Below are 18,830 nucleotides of genomic sequence, written 5' to 3' on the forward strand. Positions count from 1 at the left end.
GAAACGTCTTAACGCGATCCGCCGCTAGCCAGCAGGCTCTCGCCGGTCATCCAGCGCGAGTCGTCCGATGCCAGGAACACGGCGACGCCCGCGATATCTTCAGGCTGCCCGATCCGTCCGAGCGGTGTCTGGCTGACGGCCCACGTCTCGAAGTCGGAACCGACAAAGCCGGCGCTCTGCGTGCCTTCGGTGGCGACCATGCCCGGATTCACCGAGTTGACGCGAATCTTCCTCGGCCCGAGTTCCCGGGCGAGCGCGCCGGTAATGCCGTCGACCGCAGCCTTCGTGGCGGTGTAAACCGCGCTACCCGCCGGCGTGATGCGGCTGACCAGCGAGCCGATATTGACGATGCTGCCGCCTTCGCCCAGACGTTTCGCCGCCGCTTGCGTGACCAATAGCAGACCCAGCACGTTCACATTGAAGTGCTTATGGAAGTGCTCTTCAGTGATCGCCTCAATCGGCGCGAATTCATAGACGCCAGAGTTGTTGACGAGGATATCGAGGCGTCCGTACGTTTCGACCGCCGCATCGATGATGCCTTGCGCATCCGCTGCTTTCGACACGTCGCCCGCTACGGCAACCGCCTTGCCACCCGCCGCGGTGATCGCGGCGACCACCGCGTCCGCGCCGGTCTTGCTGGACGCATAGTTGACCACCACCGAGGCGCCTTGCGCCGCGAGCGCCTTGGCGATAGCGGCGCCGATACCTTTCGATGCGCCTGTCACTACTGCAACTTTACCTGTGAGCTTGCTCATGATCGTTTCCTGTGAAGTGGGTGTGCGCCGACGTGCTGCCGCGAAGATTCGCGGGGCCGACGTCGATAAAGCGGGACATGCGATGGCGCTGTCACAGGGCACAATGTAGGCAGGTAAGCCGGATGGATAAAGCGGCTGAAGACGAATAGATACGTCGGGTGAGCCGAACAATCGGATTTTGTTTGAAGTGGCGGGTGCGTTGCGGTTTCGCCCCTGCCCGAAAACGGCTAGCCTGGCGCATCTCAATGCAGCAGCATCGCACATAGCGCCACACCGGTCAGGTAGGTCCCAAGTGCGCCGACGAACCGGAAAGGGTTGGGTTTTGCCATCGTTGGCCATGCGATCAGTCCGACGACGAGCAAACAGCGGCACACGGTTGCCGCGACGATCAGCGACACCGTCGCCGTCGAAGGCGATCGCGCGCCAAGATAGAGAAACAGCAACGCGAGGAACGGCGCGTATTCGGCCGTGTTGGCATGAGCTCGCACGAGCATGTGCAGCCGGTTCGTGGGGTCCGACTCGCAGCCCGAGCCGGTGCCTTTGCGAAAACGCATCGCCGAGACGGACAATCCGAGGCCGAACAGTAGTAGCCCCAGAACTACCACGCATGCGAGAGCAACGTTGTCCATTTGAACGAGCCTCCTTGGCAGGGAATCCACGAAATCAGATTGCGCAACCACACGTTACCCTCGTCCTGATCGAAGTGCGCGTGCCAATGATGCTGGGCGGGACTTTTTTATCGCCCGTTTTTTACAGACTCTCCAGTCTTTCGTCCAGCAGTGCCGCGACGCGTTGGACGTTCGGCTCCACGATCATGTCGCCGTGGCCCCCGGAAACGTCCGCTACCACCAGGCCGGCGCGCGCAATCCTTCGCCATAGCGGCATGGGGTCACCCCGCTCCCGCTCCACTATCGCCGCGCGTAGATAAATGATCGGCCCCGCATCGTATGGACGCGGGCGGTACATCATCATCGCGGCACCCATCATCTCGCGGATGCGCCGCAACGTCGGTGGCAACGTCGCCGTGAATGGGTCGGGACGGCGCACGCTGCGTCCCGTTCGGCGACGCATGATGTCGGTTACGCTCATCAGTCTGGCAGCCAGATAGCCCGGTAGTTGGGGAGCCGGTACCTCGCGGAGCTTGCGCCATTGGCCGCCGACCAGGCGCCAGCGGCGCCGCACCCGTACGCTCAGCGGCAGAAAATCTTCGTGCACGTAGGTGTCGAGCAAACACAGCAACTCGATTCGCTCGCCCGCGCGCCGCAGTTGCTGCGCAATCTCGAATGCCACCAGCCCGCCGAATGAGAAGCCCGCTACCGCGTAAGGGCCGCTCGGCTGCACGAGGCGCATTTGTTCGACGTAGCTGGCCGCCATCTCCTCGATGCGTCGATGGGCCGGCCGTTCGCCGTCCAGGCCGTGCGCCTGCAGGCCATACACCGGACGCGGACTGCGCAGCGCGTTCACCAGCGTCAAACACTCCATCACCGAACCACTTACGCTGTGCGCGAGAAAGATCGGTGTGCCCTCCCCGGCGCGCACCTGCACAAGGATCGGCGACGCGGCGTGTTGCTGCGCACTGGCGTCGATGGTGGCGGCAAGGCGCGCGATCGTCGGCGCGATCATCAAGGTCGCCAGCGGTATCGCGCGGCCCGTCGTCCTGCGTAGCTCCGCCAGCATCCGCGCGCCAAGCAGCGAGTGGCCGCCCAGCTCGAAGAAGTTGTCGTCGCGGCCAATCGGCGCGAAATCGAATAGTCGCTCCCAATGCGCCTGTAAATGCCTTTCCAGCGATTCGCGCGTCTCGCCCGGCGGCGGAATCTCGCGCGTCGCAAGGTTCAGTGCAGGATGATTGCGGATCGCGTCGAGGCAGGCTGGGTTGCGCAGCGCAGCGGCGTTGCTGGCCGGTAAGCCGTTGACCGCATGGCGCGCCGCCGCTTCGGACAGCTTGCCATTGTGCGTGACCGGCAATGCGTCCACGGCAATGATGCGGTCCGGCACATGCGCGGGCGATGCGCGCCGCGCGAGGTCGCGTCGCACGCGCGCGGCCAGGGTGCCGTTCAGCACGCAACCGTCGCGCAACACCAGTAACAACACCACGCGCGGTTCAATGGCCGCAGCCGCAGAATCGCTTGCCGGCGCGACGCACGCTTGCTGCTGCACGACCATTGCCTCGCGAATCTCGGGGATGTCGTTCAGTACCCGGTAAATCTCCCCCGGGCCGACGTTGATGCCGCGCACGTTCAACAGGCCGTCCGAGCGGCCATGCAGACGCACGGAGCCTTCCCGCAAAATCTCGACAAGGTCGCCGTGAGTCCAGACGCCCGGGTTGTCGGCGAAATAGGCAGCGTGAAAGCGCGTGCCGTCGTCGCCGAAGAAACCGAGCGGACGCGACGGAAACGGATTCGTGCAGACCAGTTGGCCGGCACCGTCCGTGCGCTTGCCCCGCTCCCATGACTGAACGTCCAGCCCGAGACTCTTGCATTGCGCTTCGCCCGCGTAGACCGGCAGGTTCGGGTTGCCCAGCACAAAGCAACCGAGAATGTCGGTGCCGCCGGAGATCGATTGCAACGGCAGCGGCTTGACGTGATCGCGCACCCAGGCGAATTGCGCGTCGTACAGCACCGCACCGGTCGACATCATCGCCCGCAATGCCCCCAGATCGAACTGCTTGCCTGGCGCGAGTCCGGCCTCCTCGCTCATTTTCAGGTACGCGGGGCTGGTGCCGAACACGGTGACGCGCTCATCGGCCACGAGACGCCAAAGTGTGTCGACCGTCGAAATCGGACCGTCGTACGTGACGATCTCGACGCCCGACGCCAACGCCGACAATTGCCAGTTCCACATCATCCATGCGCAACTGGTGTGAAAGAACAGCCGGTCGCCTGGCCGCAGGTCGCTGTGCAAGCGGTGTTCCTTCAGATGTTCGAGCAACACGCCGCCGGCGCCGTGCATGATGCATTTCGGCTTGCCCGTGGTGCCCGACGAAAACATGATAAAGAGCGGCTGGTCGAACGGAAATTGCCGCCAGACGAAGCGGGTTGCGTCGCCGCTCGCGATCAGTTCATCCACCGCATACACAGCCGGCTCGACAGTGCCCGGCAAGCCGCCGCCATCGAGCGCGACAATGCCTTGCAGCGACGGCAACGCAGCGGCCAGCGCGACGACATTCGTCTGCACCGGCGTGCCGGTATCGAACGGTTGCGCGGCGGTATGCGCGAACAGGAGCCGTGGTTCGAGCAGCGCGAAACGCTCAAGCATGGTCTCGACGCTCATGTCCGGCGCAATGGTCGATAGCGTAGCGCCCAGCGCGGTGACGGCCAGCGCGGTCACGATCGCGGCGGCGTCGTTGCGCATCACGGCGATCACCCGGTCGCCCTCGCCCAATCCCAACGCCGACAACGCATCGGCCAGACGCGCAACGCGTTCGCGCAGTTCGCCGCGGTTCAGGCGCAGTTTGCGGCCGTCCGCGTGACAGGCCGTGAGCGCCGGTGCTTGCGCCGGCGCAATCGCGAGGCTCAGCAGCGCGTGCGCATAATTCAGGCGCACCTGCGGGAAGAAACGCGCATGCTCACAGTCATCGCCCACGCACACCGGCTCGGTGCAGCCCGACCAGTCCACGCCTTGCGACCACTGCAACAGGAACGACCAGAAGGTCCGGTAGTCCCGCACCGAGAAATCGTGCAGCGCCTCATAGTTTGCGAAGATGCGGCCGGTATGAGCCTCGAGCGCGCGCGTGAACGCCGTCATCTGCGATGCCGCCGCACGATCCGGCTGGATGCCGTAGATGGGCAGGCGCGGTGCGGCGCTGGAAGAAGCGTCGAGCAAATCCGATCGATACATTAAAAGCTCCCCGTTTTGCGCGGGCGAGCGCCATCCTGACCAGGACCCGCCGCACAAATTTCGTTTCGTTGAGAGAAATCCAACCGGACGAGCCGCTGCCCGGCGCTACCTCGGCAAGCGGTCCTGCCAAGTCTTTCTCTAGTACCGGAGCCTAGTATTCGAACTTCGCTAACTCTGTGCGACATCGTACGAACGACACGCGGCGGCGTCCCGCGACTGGTGCGAGGCCACCACGAAATTGCACGACGTTGGTGCGGCGCCGGCGCGGCGAGCACGTAGAATAGCCAGCGGTTTTCCGCAATCGCGCAATCGAGTCGAGACAGCCTTGAAACGTAAAATGCCCGCGCTGAACGCGCTCAAAGCCTTCGAAGTCGCTGGCCGCACAGGCAGCTTCACGCGCGCCGCCGAGTGGCTGAACGTCACGCAAAGCGCCGTCAGCCGGCAGGTACGGCAATTGGAGGCGCAGCTCGGCGAGACACTATTGCTGCGCCACCATCACCACCTTGAACTGTCCGCCGCCGGGCGCGTCCTGCTGCAGGCCTTGCAGCAATCGTTCGACCGGATCGAACTGACGGTGCGCAGCCTGCAGGAAAAAACCCACCGCAATCGATTGCGCCTCAACGCGCCGCCCACTTTTACGAGCCGCTGGCTGATGCCGCGGCTGGGGCGTCTGCGTGACACGCATCCGCATCTGGAATTGAGCCTGTCGACCCGGGTCGACGACAATCTGGCCGAGTCGGGCGTGCTCGACTGCGCGATCCGATTCGGCAATGGCGAGTGGGAGGGTTTCGACAACCGTCTGCTGATGAACGAGCGGCACATCGCGGTTTGTGCGCCCGCGTTGCTGGCGCGCCAGGCCGGCCGCGCGGCGATCGATCTGAATCAGTTCACGCTGTTGCACGTGCTCGCGAGCGCCGACCAGCGCTACCTGACGTGGCAGCATTGGCTGAAGGCCGCCGGCATCGACAATGTCGACACACGTGGCGGCTACGAATTCGACCTGCTCGATCACGCGATTCGCGCCGCGACCGACGGGCTCGGCGTGACGATCGCCGATCGTCACATGATCGCGCGCGAACTGGCCGAGGGACAGCTGGTGCAGGTGCTGAACGTGCATGTCGACGGGCATCAGTCGTACTGGTTCGTCACGCGCACCGGCCAGGACGAACTGCCGCACGTCGCGCTGTTTCGCGACTGGTTGCAGCAGGAGATCTGGCTCAGCGAGCGGGCACTCGATTCGTCGGCGTCAGCGCAGTTGGGTGACGCGCTTTGAGTTGGGGGATTGCGTTGACGTGCGTTGATGCGCGTTGACTTGAGGCCGCGTCGCTTTGCGCGTCTTCGAGAATCATCTCGGCGCCCTTCTCGGCCACCATCATCGTCGGCGCGTTGATGTTGCCGGACGTGATGTTCGGAAAAATCGACGCATCGACCACGCGCAGCCCGGCGATACCATGTACCCGCAAGCGCGCATCGACCACCGACGTGCGCGGATCGTCGCCCATCGCACACGAGCCGCACAGGTGATAGATCGAGCCCGACTGCTCGCGGAAGTATTGCAGGAAGCCTTCGCGGGTATTCACCCGCGGCCCGGGCGAGAGTTCCTCCACCGTGATCGTCTTCAATGCCGGCGAGCTCATCACCTTGCGCACCAGTTCGCAACCCTGGATCACTTCGTCGATGTCTTTTTCGGTGGTCAGCGCGTTGATGCGGATTTTCGCGGCGTCTTCAGCGCGATTCGACGCGATCTCGATCGAGCCGCGGCTGGTCGGCCGGCAAGGATTGAACGCCAGCAGAAAGCCCGAATAAGGCTCGGGTTCGAGACTCGCCTTGTTGCTCTTCGGAATCCGGTACGACAGCGGATTGAAGTACAACTGCAAATTCGGCTGGGTCTCATGCTCGTTGCCTTTGAAGAAACCGCCCGACTGGTTCACGCTCATCGCCAGCGGTCCCTTGCGTGTCAACAGATACTGCAAGCCGAGCTTGAGCTTGCCGAGCAATGGACGCATCTCGTCGTTCAGTGTCTTCATGTTGGCGCGATAGTAGAAGCTCACGCACAAATGGTCTTGCAGATTCTGGCCGACGGCGGGCAGATCCTTGACCAGCGTAATGCGGTGCTTCGCCAGCAAGGCGCTGTCGCCAACGCCCGAGAGTTGCAGCAGCTTCGGCGTATCCACGGCGCCCGCCGACAGGATCACCTCGCGATTGGCCATGAACTGCCGCGTGGCGCCGTTCTGCGTGACGCTCACGCCGATCGCCCGCTGGTTGCCGTCGAAAAGCACGCGGCTTGCCAGTACTTCGCGCTCGACCGTCAGGTTCTTGCGCGTGAGCACCGGATGCAGATACTCGAAGCTGCTCGACGAGCGCTGCCCGTTGCGCGTATTCACGTCGTAAATACCCGCGCCTTCGAACCGCGCGCCGTTGAAGTCGTCGCTGCGCTGGTAGCCGGCCTGGTCGCAGCCTTTAAGGAACACGTGGCAGATCGTATGCACCGCATCTTTCATCGGCGAGATGCGGATCGGGCCGTCAGCGCCGTGATAGTCGGTGTTACCGAGCGGATGCGATTCGAGCTTGCGGAAATACGGCAGCACGTCGCGAAACGCCCAACCGTGATTGCCCGCCGCGGCCCAGTCGTCGAAATCGTGCGGCTGGCCGCGCACGTAGATCATCGCGTTGATCGACCCCGAGCCGCCCTGCACCTTGCCGCGCGGGCAATAGATCGGCCGGTTGTCGAGTTCCTTTTCGGGCTCGCTGTAGTACATCCAGTTATAGGTTTCGTTGTAGTACGTCCTGGTGAAGCCGACCGGAATCTTGAACCAGAAGGAACTGTCCTTGCCGCCGGCTTCGAGCAGCAGCACCGAATATCGGCCCGACGTCGACAGGCGATTGGCGAGTATGCAGCCCGCCGAACCCGCGCCGACGATGATGTAATCGTAGTTCATGCTCTATGTCGCCAGACGGCGCTCAATCCAGTGAATGCGTATAAAAGGCTGTACCCGGCTTCAACCCTAGTTCAACCCCTGGCCGGCGCGAGGTCTTTCACGTCGGCCGGCTGAGCGGCCATCTGCAGATGCAGACGCTCGCCGGTGTACGGCGTGTGCTGCCTGAGCACTTCCATGTTCAGTTCGACGCCGAGACCCGGTTCCTGCGACGGAATGATGTAGCCGTCTTCCCATTGAATCGGCTTCTTCAATACCGCCGCATGGAAACCGTCCCACGTACCGATGCTTTCCTGAATCAGGAAGTTCGGCGTGCAGGTCGCCAGTTGGATACTGGCCGCCGCGCCGATTGGCCCGTTGTACAGATGCGGCGCGATCTGCGCGTAATACACCTCGGCGAGCGACGCGATTTTCTTCGCTTCGAGCAAACCACCCACGCGCGCCACGTTCAATTGCAAGATCGACGCCGCGCCCGCTTCGAGCAGCTTGAAGAATTCGTACTTGGTGGTGAGGCGCTCGCCGGCGGCAATCGGAATGCTGGTGTGCCGCGCGACTTGCGCCATTGCGCCCTCCTGGCCCGGCGGCACCGGTTCTTCGAACCACAGCGGATCGTATTTTTCGAGGCGCCTCGCAAGCCTGATCGCGGAGGACGGCACCATCTGCCCATGCGTGCCGAACAGCAGATCGGCCTTGCTGCCGACCGCTTCGCGCACCTTGCGGCAGAAGGTTTCGCAACGGTCGAGCACTTCCATCGACAGCTGATGCCCCGAGTACGCCGTGTACGGCCCGGCCGGATCGAACTTCACCGCGGTGAAGCCGCGCTTCACGTTCTCGGCGGCGCATTCGGCAGCGAGGTCGGGATCGTCGTAGTCGTATTCGCCGCGGCCGTTCTTCGGATAGAGATAGGTGTACGAGCGCAGACGCTGGTTCACCATCCCGCCGAGCAGTTCGTAGACCGGCTTGTTCGCGGCCTTGCCGATGATGTCCCAGCATGCCATTTCCAGCCCGCTCACCACGCCCATCATCGTCAGATCGGGGCGTTGCGTGAAGCCGCTCGAATACGCTTCGCGCCAGAGCCGCTCGATATGGTGCGGATCCTTGTCGAGCAGATAGCGGCCGAATACATCGTCGATGATGTGGGCCATCGCCTTCGGATGGAACGTCGCCGAATAGATTTCGCCGACGCCTTCAATACCGCAGTCGGTCTTCAGTTTGACGAAAATCCAGTACATGCCGCCGAGATGCGGCGGCGGTACGGCAACGATATGCGTTTCGAGCGAGACAACTTTCATTTACGCACCCTCTTTCCTGTTGAACATGTTTCTCAGCGCCAAGCCGGCGAAGCCGCCGAGCGCCGCCATTCCGGCCACATAGCCGAAGTAAAGCTGGTAACCGAAGACGCCCGGGAAGTTCTGCGTCAGATAGCCGTTGATCAGCGGCAGGAACACGTCCGGCGAATAACCGAGCACGGAGATCAGGCCGATCGCAAGGCCCATCGTTTCGACGGGAATGTTGCAGCGATCCAGCAGCGACCAGTACAGGCCGCGAATCGCGTACGTCAGAATGCCGATGAACAGCACGAGGAACACCAGCAGCACGTGGCTGGAAATACGCGGCGCCGCCATCAGGCCGAGCAGCGACAACGCCGCGAGAAAGAGCGCGATCACCAGCACCGACACCTTCGAATAACGGTCGCCGAGAAAGCCGCCGCCGATGCCGCCGATCGGCCGCATCCACAGCTTGAGCGTGGTGATCGTGCCGGCCATCACCACCGTCAAACCGATCTCGCCTTCATGCAGATACGCGGAGAAACTGTAGGTCGCCCAGAACACCTGATAGCCGCAGAACACGATTGCGGCGATAAGCCATAACTCGGGAATCGTTGCGAGCGTTTTTAGATCGACCAGCACGTTGCTGCGTTTGCGCGCGGCGCGATGGGTGACGGCGGCGCCTTGCGGGTCTTTGACCAGCGCGAGAACGACGCCAAGCGCGATGCAAAGAAACGCGTACAGGTAGACGACCAGCTTGAAACCGGCCGCAACCGGCTCGCCTTTGGTCTGCGTGAACCACGCGAACAGCGTGATCGCGACGGTCGCGAGCATCGCTTCGATCAACCCGCGTCCGCCGTCGAGCAAGCCGAAGAAGCGGCCCTGCTCATGCGTGCCGGCGATCATCGTCACGCGCTTGATGACGGCAGCCCAGAACGTCAATCCGGTCGACAAACCCCAGCCGCCGAAGATCGCCATCAACACCTGGAACGACGGCGCGGTCGAATACCACAAGCCCAGCACGCCGGTTGCGATCAGCGAAAAGCAGATCAACAGGCGCGGCGCGATGCGATCGGCGAGCCAGCCGCTCGGCAGATAACTCAACAGAAAAATCGTGCCCAGCGACGAATACAGATAGCCAAGCTGACTATCGGTGATGTGAAACACTTCGAGCATCGTCGGCTGATAGACCTGCCGCAGATACAGAATCGGGTAAATAGCACCGGCTGCCAGCACCAGCAACATGAGTTGCAGGTAGCGTTGCGCCTTGCTGTTTTGCAGTGCGGTTTCGTGCTCGCTCAAAGCGAGCGACGCGGTAGTTCGAACGGGTTGAGATGACACTTGAGCGCTCCTGGGAGACACAGCGCCGGTCTACCGGTTTGCCGGGTCTCCAATATGGTTTTGTTATGGGTTTAGCTTGCTTGCCGCGTTGCTGCGGGGGGCGCGTGCCGTTGATTGCAGTCCCGGCACGCGGTGGTTCATCAGTACTTCATCACCACGAGGCGGGTCTGCGTGAATTCGAGCATGCCGTGCTTGCCGTCGTCGCCACCGAGGCCCGAACGCTTCCAGCCCGCGTGGAAACCTTGATACGGATCGGCCGGCGTGCGGTTCACATACAGTTCGCCCGCTTCGATGCCGTTGGCGATCTTCATGGCGCTGCGATAGTTCTCGGTATAGAGCACCGACGACAAACCGAATTGATGGTCGTTGGCCATCTCCAGCGCTTCGTCGAGCGTGCGGTACTTGACGACCGGCATGATCGGACCGAAGGTTTCTTCCTGGATGATTTCCATGTCCTGCCGGCAGTTCGACAGCAAGGTAGGCGGATAGAAGAAACCCTTGCCTTGCGGCAGCTTGCCGCCGGTTTCGAGCGTGGCGCCCGCGGCGAGCGCACGCTCGACCATCGCGTGAATCGACTGGCGCGACGCTTCGTTGACGAGCGGGCCCATCAGCGAGGGCTGCTCGCTGCGGTCGCCGATCTCCACGGCGCTCATGTGCTTCTTCAGCAGCGCGACGAAGCGGTCATGCACGCTTTCCTGAACGTAGACGCGCTCGATCGCCGTGCAAAGCTGGCCGCAATGGGTGGTTTTGGACGCGACCAGATCGCGCGCGGCTTTCTCCAGATCGGCATCCGCCTCGATGATCGCGGGCGTCTTGCCGCCCAGTTCCAGCGACGGCCTGGCGATGTTCGCCTTGCAGTATTCGAGCACCTTGCGGCCCGCGCCGACACTGCCTGTCAGCGTGATCATACCGACCTTCGGATGCGTGCAGAGCGCTTCGGCGGTTGCATGATTCATCGCGAGGATGTTGACCACGCCTGCGGGCAGACCTGCGCGTTCAACCGCGCGGGCAATCTCGAACGCGGAGGTCGGCGTGTTGTTGCTCGGGCGGACCACCACCGTGTTGCCGGCGATCAGCGCGGGCGCCACCTTGCGCATGAACGTATAGACCGGATAGTTGAACGGGATCAGGCACGCGACCACGCCGATCGGCTCGCGGTGCAGCACGAGGTTTTCGTCGGGCGTGTCGCTCGGAATCACTTCGCCTTCGATGCGGCGCGCCCATTCGGCGTGATAGCGCGTGATCTGGCCGGCGTAGATCGCTTCGTTGGTGGCATCGGCAACGCTCTTGCCCGACTCCAGCGCCAGCGCCGCGCCGATGACGGGCGCGCATTCGGTCAACGCATCGGCGAGCTTGTGCAGATAGACCGCGCGCCCGGCCGAGGGCAGCTTGCGCCACGCTTTTTGCGCGGCGGCTGCGGCGTCGGCCGCGGCGATCACTTCGGCTTTCGAAGCGCCCGTGACGTGGGCAATCACGGCTTCGGTTGCCGGGTTGTAGACGGCGATGAGCTCGTCGCTAGCGGATTCGGTGCCAGGTTCGATAAACCGGCCGTTAGCAAAATTGCGATCGAGTCGCATGGTCGTCTCCTGAAAGGCGTGGTGCAAAAGCGCATTACCTCCGGCTATGAGCTTCATGCCGATGGCGCATGGAGCGAATTTTTCTCCTCGGCACAGCACGCCACAAGCGAATAATTTGCGGGACAAACATTCGAAAAAGTCACATTTATCCAGGGATGAGCCTCATACGCGTTTCCCATCCCGAACAGCAGAAGTCAGGTCGCGGTGCGGATTGCGCTGCGGCATAAGTGCCAGGCGTCAATGACATGGTGCGGGCGTAGTGCGATCGAATGCGGTCGGGCGCGGCGCGCCGGCCGCACAGCGGTTTTCCGCCGCATCGTTCAATTTTTTTCGATGTTCACGTTGCGTGTACAGGCGATTTTCCTGAACGCCGGGTCGAAGATCCGGCATGGTGGCGCAACATCGATCCGCAGAGCGAGCCATGCCGGTTCGGCGGTAATGTGGCCGCAGCGCTTCTCACCGGTTATCTGAAGCCGGCAACGGTGACGCTCTATTGCCAGCAGGCGATACCGCACAAATGGCTGATCGACGCCCGCCTGCGGCTCGATCTGAACGGCGAGATGAAAGTATTGAATGCGCCCATTCCGCCGGTTACGCCCACTGCCGGGACGCCGAACGTGCCGCCATCGGTCGTGCATCCGGTGCTGATTTATGCCGACCTGATCGCGACAGGCGATTCTCGCAACATCGAAACCGCGCGGATGCTACGTGAGCAATTCCTCTCCACTTGATCTGCTCGACAGCCGACTGCTGCCGGCGCTCGTCGTCGAACTGCTGCGGCATGCCGCTGATGCGGCGCGCGCGTCGAACGTCGAATGGTTCGTCGGCGGCGCTACCGCGCGCTTTGGACCGTATCGCCTTGCGCCACGCCTTGCCTGATGGCATCGAACAATGTGTCAAGCACCTCGCCCACCTGCTTCTCGCTGATGTGGCTAGCAGTAATTTCACACACAACCCGCACTCCGGGTGACGGGCGCCGATTGGCCAGGCATTGTTGCGGAACTGGTTCGGGAGCGCGCCGAACGCGGCATTAATCTGCGCGGGTTGTCGGCCTCGCTGTTGGACACGCAGTTCGTGGCCCATGCGACGATGGAGTCGCGGGAGGGTGTCAGGATCGCGACGCGGTCCTGCGAAAGGCTTGAGCGCGACGACTCGCTAGCAGCACCTCGGCCCGTTACGCGCGTATTTGCGATCGATCGCCCAGGCGCAGAACTCACGTCGCGACAGCACCGGATCGCCCGGATGATGCGACGCCATGTGCGACATGTAGCGTTCATAGTCCGGGATGCCGAACACTTGCAGGTAGGCACGGTGCAGCGTCCTCGCCATGTCGGACAGGCGCGTGGATCGCGCATCCGCACCTGGCTGGATCCCGGTTGCCTGAAGCAAGGACCGCACAGGTTGGTTGCTGAGAATCGTTTTCACGGCGAGTCCTCCTTAAGCGCGCGCGACAACTGGCGTCTCGTGGGTGGTGGGCTGTGTCTGGCGCAGCGCCTGCCAGCTCATCCTGACGGCGAAGACGCACATCGCAAGCACCAGCACGACAAAGAGACCGCAGACGACCGCATCCAGATAGTTGTTGAAGGCCACCCGCTGCATTTCCGCAATCGACCTGGCCGGGGCCAGCACTGTCCCGTGCGCGGCCGCATTGCTGAACCTGTTCGCCAGCGCAAGGAAGCCGATGCGCGGATCGCTGCTGAAGATCTTCTGGATACCGGCGGTCAGCGTGGTGACCAGAAGCCAGGCTGTTGGCACCAAGGTCACCCATACATAGCGCTCGCGTTTCATCTTCATCAACACGCTGGTGCACAGCAGCAGCGCGATGCCGGCAAGCATCTGATTTCCGACGCCGAAGAGTTGCCAGAGCGTGTTGATGCCGCCGAGCGGGTCGACCACCCCCTGATAGAGGAAGTAGCCCCAGGCTGCCACACACAGTCCGGTGCCCAACAGGTTCGCGGGCAGCAACTGGGTGTTGCCGAGCGGTGGGTAGACGTGGCCCAGCATGTCCTGGATCATGAAGCGACCGACGCGTGTGCCGGCATCGACCGCGGTGAGGATAAAGAGCGCCTCGAACAGGATCGCGAAGTGATACCAGAAGGCCTGCATGGCCGTGCCGCCAACCGCCTGGGCGAGGATCTGCGCCATGCCGACCGCCAGCGTCGGGGCACCGCCGGCGCGCGACAGGACGGTGCTCTCGCCGATATTGGCGGACGCCTGGGTGATCATCTCCGGCGTAATGGTGAACCCCCAGCTGGAAATGACTTGCGCCGCGTGCGCGGCGGTGGTGCCGATGACCGCGGCCGGCGCGTTCATCGCGAAATAGATCCCCGGCTGCAGCACACAAGCCGCTGTCATCGCCATGACGGCAACGAACGATTCGGCGAGCATGCCACCGAAGCCGATCAGGCGCATATGCGACTCGCGCTCGATCATCTTCGGCGTGGTGCCCGAGGAAATCAGCGCGTGGAAGCCCGATACGGAGCCGCATGCGATCGTGATGAACAGGAATGGGAAGAGCTTGCCCGAGAAGACGGGTCCGGTACCGTCAATGAAACGCGTAGTCTGTGGCATTGAGAGCGTCGGCGCGACGACGTAGATGCCGATCGCCAGGGCGACGACCGTGCCGATTTTCAGGAAGGTGCTCAGATAATCCCGCGGTGCGAGCATCAGCCACACTGGCAGACTGGACGCAACGGCGCCGTACAGAATGAGAGACCATGCGAGTTGCGGGCCGCTCAATGTGAATGCCGGCCCCCACACCGGGTCGCCTGCGACCGTCTTGCCGATCATGAGTGCCGCGAGCAGCAGCACGACGCCGAGCGCAGACGCCTCGCCTACGCGCCCCGGACGAACGATCCGCATGTAGACGCCCATGAGCAGTGCGATCGGAATCGTTGCTGCGATCGTGAAGAGGCCCCACGGGCTCGCCGTCAGTGCCTTGACGACCACGAGGCTCAGGACGGCCAGAATGATGATCATGATCGCAAGCACGCCGACCAGCGCCAGCGACCCGGGCACAGGGCCCAGTTCGACCTTGATCATCTCGCCGAGCGACTTGCCGTCGCGACGCACCGACGCGAACAGCACAATGAAGTCCTGCACGGCACCGGCGACCACCACGCCCGCGAGTATCCACAGCGTGCCGGGCAGGTAGCCCATCTGCGCCGCCAGCACGGGGCCGACCAGCGGACCCGCGCCGGCGATCGCGGCGAAGTGATGGCCAAACAGCACCCACCGGTTGGTTGGCACGTAATCCATGCCGTCGTTGTGGCGCTCTGCGGGAGTTTGCCTGGCATCGTCGAGTCGCAAAACGCGCCCGGCAATGAATTTGCTGTAGAACCGGTATGCGATGAAGTAGACGATCAGGGCCGCGGTAACGAGCCACACCGCGTTCACGTTTTCACCGCGCCCGAGTGCGAGTGTTGCGAATGAGAAAGCGCCGACTGCGGTAAGCGCACCCCAAAGAAGAATTGACGCGAGCTTGTTCATGGCACCTCCGTGCAGACGCGCTGCGCACGGCACCCGTCATCCACCACGCGGATACCGGCTGTTGTGCGGCATCTGACGCCTGGCAGGCGATTGAGTCGACACGGGGCCGACATGAAAAAGGCTACACCCACACCAGGGCTGCTGCAAGATGCGGTCCAGCGCGCGTCGCCAGGACAAATGGGTGACATGCGACGCGTGTCCTCAACCGCCGCATTCGAGGAAGACACCGCCTGCGCATGCCGGATCTGCGAATCCCATCTTGCGCGGACACGCCTGCTGTCAATGCGACACGAGCACGGGCACGGTCATCGCGCGTCGTAGTGTGCGTCACCCTGCCCAGAACCAGTTCATTCACGCGTGCGTTCCATAGGCGCCGGCCAACACGCTAGCGGGTCGTGGCGCGTCGGATCGGGGGCAGCCCGAGCCGACGCGTCTCGCACCCAGCGGCGAGCCGCTGCAGGTCGGCCAGAACGCTTGCCGCGGATGCCGCGTGCGGCGATGCCGCTATCAAGCGGGGGAAATCACTCAGGCCAGTGGTGTTCGATTTATATGAAAATAGTCGAGGCTGGCTGGTCGGCGTTCCAGTTTTCGCGGCGAATCGGCAACATGCCCGTCGCCAGCATGACGAGGGCGGACTGGCGAATGCGGACGAGTACTCCGAATGCCACGGCCGGCCGTGCCGCATGTGGGCGGCCCCGTGCGGATGTGTTGCCGCATCGGATCATGCCAGCCGCTGCACCGGGTTATGCTCCATCCGGAAAGCACCGCAGGCGGCCACCATAACCGCTCGCATTTGTCTGCCAGCGGCCGACTCGACCGGCGGTATGCCCAGTACGCGAGTAACCGCGACAACCCCGCTCCGGGGAATAGCGAAAAACTGGATGGGTTACATGGAAGGATTGCTGATACAACGCGCAACGCGCAAACAGGTCGTGTTTGCCGGTGCCTGCGCGCTGCTGATTCTGCTGACCCTGGTGATCACAGCCCCACGCGCGCGCCTGACGCTACCCGCCGTCGCGCCCTTCATGCCGATGTGCGCGCTCACGGTGTTCACCACGGCGGGCATTGCCGCCTTTCTGCTTGGCGCCCAGTTCACCGTGTCACGACAGCCGATGCTCGGCGCGCTTGGTGGCGCGTATGCGTTCACATCACTTGCCGTGGCCTTGCAACTACTGACGTTCCCGGGCGTTTTTACACCCACCGGCCTCTTTGGAGCCGGTCCGCATAGCGCTGCGTGGATGTGGGTGTTCTGGCACGGCGGGTTTCCGCTTTTCGTGATCCTGGCCGTATCGACCTATACTGAAAAAAATCGCCTTGCTCAGGCGCACCTGGATTGAGCGGCAGGCTCCGAAAGGACGTCAAGGCGAACCGGCCTGTCCGCGGGGAGAAACGTATGTTCAAGCATCTGCTGGTGCCGACCGACGGTTCGGCACTCTCCGACGCCGCCATCCAGATGGCGGTGACGCTCGCCAGCGAAAGCGGAGCCACGGTCACCGGGCTCCATGTCATCCCGGAATTCCATGTTCTCGCGTATGGGCCCGAAATGCTCGCGGACACCGAAGAGCAATTCATTCAGGTCACCCGACAGCATGCGGATGCCTATCTCGCGGCGGTCACGAAAGCGGCCACGCGGGCCGGTGTCGAGTGCGATACGGTTGCCAGGAACCACGATCAGCCGTACGAAGCGATTGTCAGCGTTGCAGCGCAACGAAACTGCGATCTCATCGTTATGGCATCCCACGGCAGGGGCGGGATGCGCGCCTTGCTGCTCGGCAGTGAGACCCAGAAGGTGCTGACGCACAGCCAGATCCCGGTCCTCGTCGTCCGTCCGTCGACGCAAACCGGTGTGGGCCAGGGAGTCGAATCCGGCACGTCATCAACCGCCCCAAAACCTCCTCCACCCCAGCCGTTCATCATCGCCCGCGTGTCGCTGGCTATCAGTCCGGTGCGCGCCTCGGCTGACCCTCAACGCGCACTGACTTAACTCCGTCAACCCGCCCTCACTCCTCCACCGCCGCTTTCAGTCTCAGCAACGCATGATCCCACTGCTGCGAGATCGCCTCGAGCGCACGCCGCGCTTCTTCGAGGTGCGCCGGTTCGAACGCCCACAAGCGCTCACGGCCGACCTTGACGTCGCGCACCAGGCCCGCATTGGCCAGCACCTGCAAATGCTGGGTCACGGATTGCCGCGTGATCGCCGTTCCAGCGGTCAGTTGCGCGATCGACATCGCACTGCCCGCGCACAATACGGCGATCAGACGCAGCCGCGTCTCGTCGCCGAGCGCCGCGAAAATCTGCGCGGCGCTGCGCGACACCGCCGTCTTCAAACGGGCGTGGCTGAGCGCCGGCTTAGCCCTTGTCGACATGCTTTTCGATGTTAAGCAACTGCTGTTCCCACCCGCCACTATTCATCCGGAACGCCTCCTGACGGCGCGCTACGGGAATCTGATCGAAGCCCGATTCGACCACCTTCAGCAAGGTGCCCGAGTCGAGATCCGTCAGTTCGAATACGACCAGCGTCATGGGCTCCGGCGAATAGTCGACCGACATATCGACCGCGTGCGGATGCCAGCGCCACGACAGATGATGCTCGGGCTCGATGCGCTCGATCACCACGTCCATGACGACATGTTCGTAGCCCGGATAGGTGATGCGGCCCTGCACGGACTGGCCGGCGACAAAACGCTTCCCTGTGAAATCCACGCCGAACCAGTTGCCGAATTCCTCGGCGTTAGACAACGCGCGCCAGACCCGCGAGCGCGGCGCCTTCAGCAGAATCTGTTTCTCGATGCGATCCGTCGATGTGTCCGATGATGAGTTCATATGCAGCCTCCTGGCTGCATATTATGCAAGCTAGCGGCAACATGCAAGTATTCGACTGCGTATTTTTCAATGCCGCACTGCAGCCTCACCCCGCCGAGGTCTTCTTCACAAACGCGCTCACCGCAGCTTCCAGTTCACGCGTGATGGAGGTCATCACACCGGCCACCACCGCGAACTCGCGGCCGGTCACATTCGCGCGGCTCGCCACGATCTGGCCGTTGAACGACACGATATGCGCTTCTTTCGCAATCGCCTTGATCCGGTCGATCAGATCCTGCTGGCCTTTTTTCTGCGCTCGCGCAATCCGCCGGCTTTCCTGCTCATAGACGGCGGTCACGCCATGCAGATGCGTCAGCAACGGATCGACCGCTTCGATCAACGCCCTCAACGCCTCATCCGCACGCGGTGAAGAACGCTCGATCGCCTCGATCGCCATCGACGCCAGCGCAATAAAGTCTGCGATCCTCTTCGCGACATTGTCGCTGCCGTGAAATGCCTCGCGGAGCGCCGGCGAGAACAGACCGGGAAATCCATCGCGGCCTTGCATGAGCGCCGCGTGGTTGTCCGCGAACGTGCGCAATGTATCGCGTGCAATGGCGAGCGCGCCGTCGAACTGCTGGGACGCCAGCATCGCCTTCAACACGATGCGCTGGGAAAGCATGCGCTGACGCCCAGCCATATTGATCAACGAGCTCAATACTTCGCTGGAAACGTCCGCTTCGGACGACGGCGTTTGAACCCGTTCAGTCGTGGTACTCATATTTGTTCTTGTGATTCGATTAGCCCCGGCCCCGAGCCCGGCAT

16 protein-coding genes and 1 pseudogene are annotated in these 18,830 nt (G+C 62.9%); 5 read left to right on the forward strand and 12 right to left on the reverse strand.

The features are described from left to right. Positions 1 to 8: 8 nt before the first annotated feature. The 3 genes from SB772_RS10260 to SB772_RS10270 all read right to left on the reverse strand — a co-directional run bounded on the left by SB772_RS10260 (position 9) and on the right by SB772_RS10270 (position 4,592). Positions 9 to 755: an SDR family NAD(P)-dependent oxidoreductase gene (locus SB772_RS10260; RefSeq protein ID WP_410833145.1), complete on the reverse strand. Its 747-nt coding sequence runs from the start codon at positions 753 to 755 to the stop codon at positions 9 to 11. 242 nt (positions 756 to 997) lie between these two features. After that, entirely contained in the window at positions 998 to 1,384 is a 387-nt protein-coding gene (locus SB772_RS10265) for an MAPEG family protein (protein ID WP_410833146.1), read from the reverse strand. A 121-nt stretch (positions 1,385 to 1,505) separates the two neighbouring features. Next, positions 1,506 to 4,592, reverse strand: a complete 3,087-nt coding sequence (locus tag SB772_RS10270; RefSeq protein WP_410833147.1) for an acetoacetate--CoA ligase — start codon at positions 4,590 to 4,592, stop codon at positions 1,506 to 1,508. 337 nt (positions 4,593 to 4,929) lie between these two features. On the opposite strand from SB772_RS10270, the gene SB772_RS10275 reads away from it, so the two are divergent. Continuing rightward, on the forward strand, positions 4,930 to 5,865 hold the full coding sequence (locus SB772_RS10275; protein WP_410833377.1) for a LysR substrate-binding domain-containing protein: 936 nt from the start codon (positions 4,930 to 4,932) through the stop codon (positions 5,863 to 5,865). Here the strand turns inward: SB772_RS10275 and SB772_RS10280 are convergent. From SB772_RS10280 to aldA, 4 genes are all read right to left on the reverse strand, one after another. Beyond that, positions 5,810 to 7,531, reverse strand: coding sequence for a GMC family oxidoreductase (locus tag SB772_RS10280; RefSeq protein ID WP_410833148.1), 1,722 nt, complete (start codon positions 7,529 to 7,531; stop codon positions 5,810 to 5,812). The two genes, SB772_RS10275 and SB772_RS10280, sit on opposite strands and share 56 nt — an antisense overlap. Before the next feature lie 71 nt (positions 7,532 to 7,602). Further along, entirely contained in the window at positions 7,603 to 8,820 is a 1,218-nt protein-coding gene (locus SB772_RS10285; RefSeq protein ID WP_410833149.1) for a mandelate racemase/muconate lactonizing enzyme family protein, read from the reverse strand. Continuing rightward, positions 8,821 to 10,137, reverse strand: a complete 1,317-nt coding sequence (locus SB772_RS10290; protein ID WP_410833150.1) for an MFS transporter — start codon at positions 10,135 to 10,137, stop codon at positions 8,821 to 8,823. A 140-nt stretch (positions 10,138 to 10,277) separates the two neighbouring features. Further along, positions 10,278 to 11,714, reverse strand: a complete 1,437-nt coding sequence (gene aldA / locus SB772_RS10295; RefSeq protein WP_410833151.1) for an aldehyde dehydrogenase — start codon at positions 11,712 to 11,714, stop codon at positions 10,278 to 10,280. 440 nt (positions 11,715 to 12,154) lie between these two features. Here aldA and SB772_RS10300 point away from each other — a divergent pair, with 440 nt between their 5' ends. Further along, a complete protein-coding gene (locus SB772_RS10300; protein WP_410833152.1) occupies positions 12,155 to 12,445 on the forward strand; it encodes a type IV toxin-antitoxin system AbiEi family antitoxin in 291 nt (96 codons plus the stop codon). After that, a complete protein-coding gene (locus tag SB772_RS10305) occupies positions 12,423 to 12,593 on the forward strand; it encodes a hypothetical protein (protein WP_410833153.1) in 171 nt (56 codons plus the stop codon). Before SB772_RS10300 ends, SB772_RS10305 begins: the two co-directional genes overlap by 23 nt. A 276-nt stretch (positions 12,594 to 12,869) precedes the next feature. Here SB772_RS10305 and SB772_RS10310 read toward each other — a convergent pair whose 3' ends face one another. Continuing rightward, on the reverse strand, positions 12,870 to 13,139 hold the full coding sequence (locus tag SB772_RS10310) for a YbdD/YjiX family protein (RefSeq protein WP_410833154.1): 270 nt from the start codon (positions 13,137 to 13,139) through the stop codon (positions 12,870 to 12,872). A gap of 12 nt (positions 13,140 to 13,151) precedes the next feature. Further along, positions 13,152 to 15,203 (reverse strand): carbon starvation CstA family protein, encoded by a 2,052-nt coding sequence (locus SB772_RS10315; RefSeq protein ID WP_410833155.1) that lies wholly within the window; start codon positions 15,201 to 15,203, stop codon positions 13,152 to 13,154. 890 nt (positions 15,204 to 16,093) lie between these two features. On the opposite strand from SB772_RS10315, the pseudogene SB772_RS10320 reads away from it, so the two are divergent. Further along, positions 16,094 to 16,528 (forward strand): annotated as a pseudogene (locus tag SB772_RS10320) (MASE4 domain-containing protein); the annotation flags it as partial. Between the two features lie 68 nt (positions 16,529 to 16,596). Then, on the forward strand, positions 16,597 to 17,187 hold the full coding sequence (locus SB772_RS10325) for a universal stress protein (RefSeq protein WP_410833156.1): 591 nt from the start codon (positions 16,597 to 16,599) through the stop codon (positions 17,185 to 17,187). A 16-nt stretch (positions 17,188 to 17,203) separates the two neighbouring features. Here SB772_RS10325 and SB772_RS10330 read toward each other — a convergent pair whose 3' ends face one another. The 3 genes from SB772_RS10330 to SB772_RS10340 form a co-directional block, all read right to left on the reverse strand. After that, on the reverse strand, positions 17,204 to 17,569 hold the full coding sequence (locus SB772_RS10330; protein ID WP_410833157.1) for an ArsR/SmtB family transcription factor: 366 nt from the start codon (positions 17,567 to 17,569) through the stop codon (positions 17,204 to 17,206). Further along, complete coding sequence (locus tag SB772_RS10335) at positions 17,553 to 18,026, reverse strand: SRPBCC family protein (protein WP_410833158.1); 474 nt, start codon at positions 18,024 to 18,026, stop codon at positions 17,553 to 17,555. The genes SB772_RS10330 and SB772_RS10335 overlap by 17 nt, the downstream gene beginning before the upstream one ends. Positions 18,027 to 18,111: 85 nt before the next feature. Continuing rightward, positions 18,112 to 18,786, reverse strand: coding sequence for a type IV pili methyl-accepting chemotaxis transducer N-terminal domain-containing protein (locus tag SB772_RS10340; RefSeq protein WP_410833159.1), 675 nt, complete (start codon positions 18,784 to 18,786; stop codon positions 18,112 to 18,114). Between the last annotated feature and the right edge of the window lie 44 nt (positions 18,787 to 18,830).

Source organism: Paraburkholderia sp. SIMBA_030 (assembly GCF_046535245.1).
GTDB lineage: Bacteria > Pseudomonadota > Gammaproteobacteria > Burkholderiales > Burkholderiaceae > Paraburkholderia.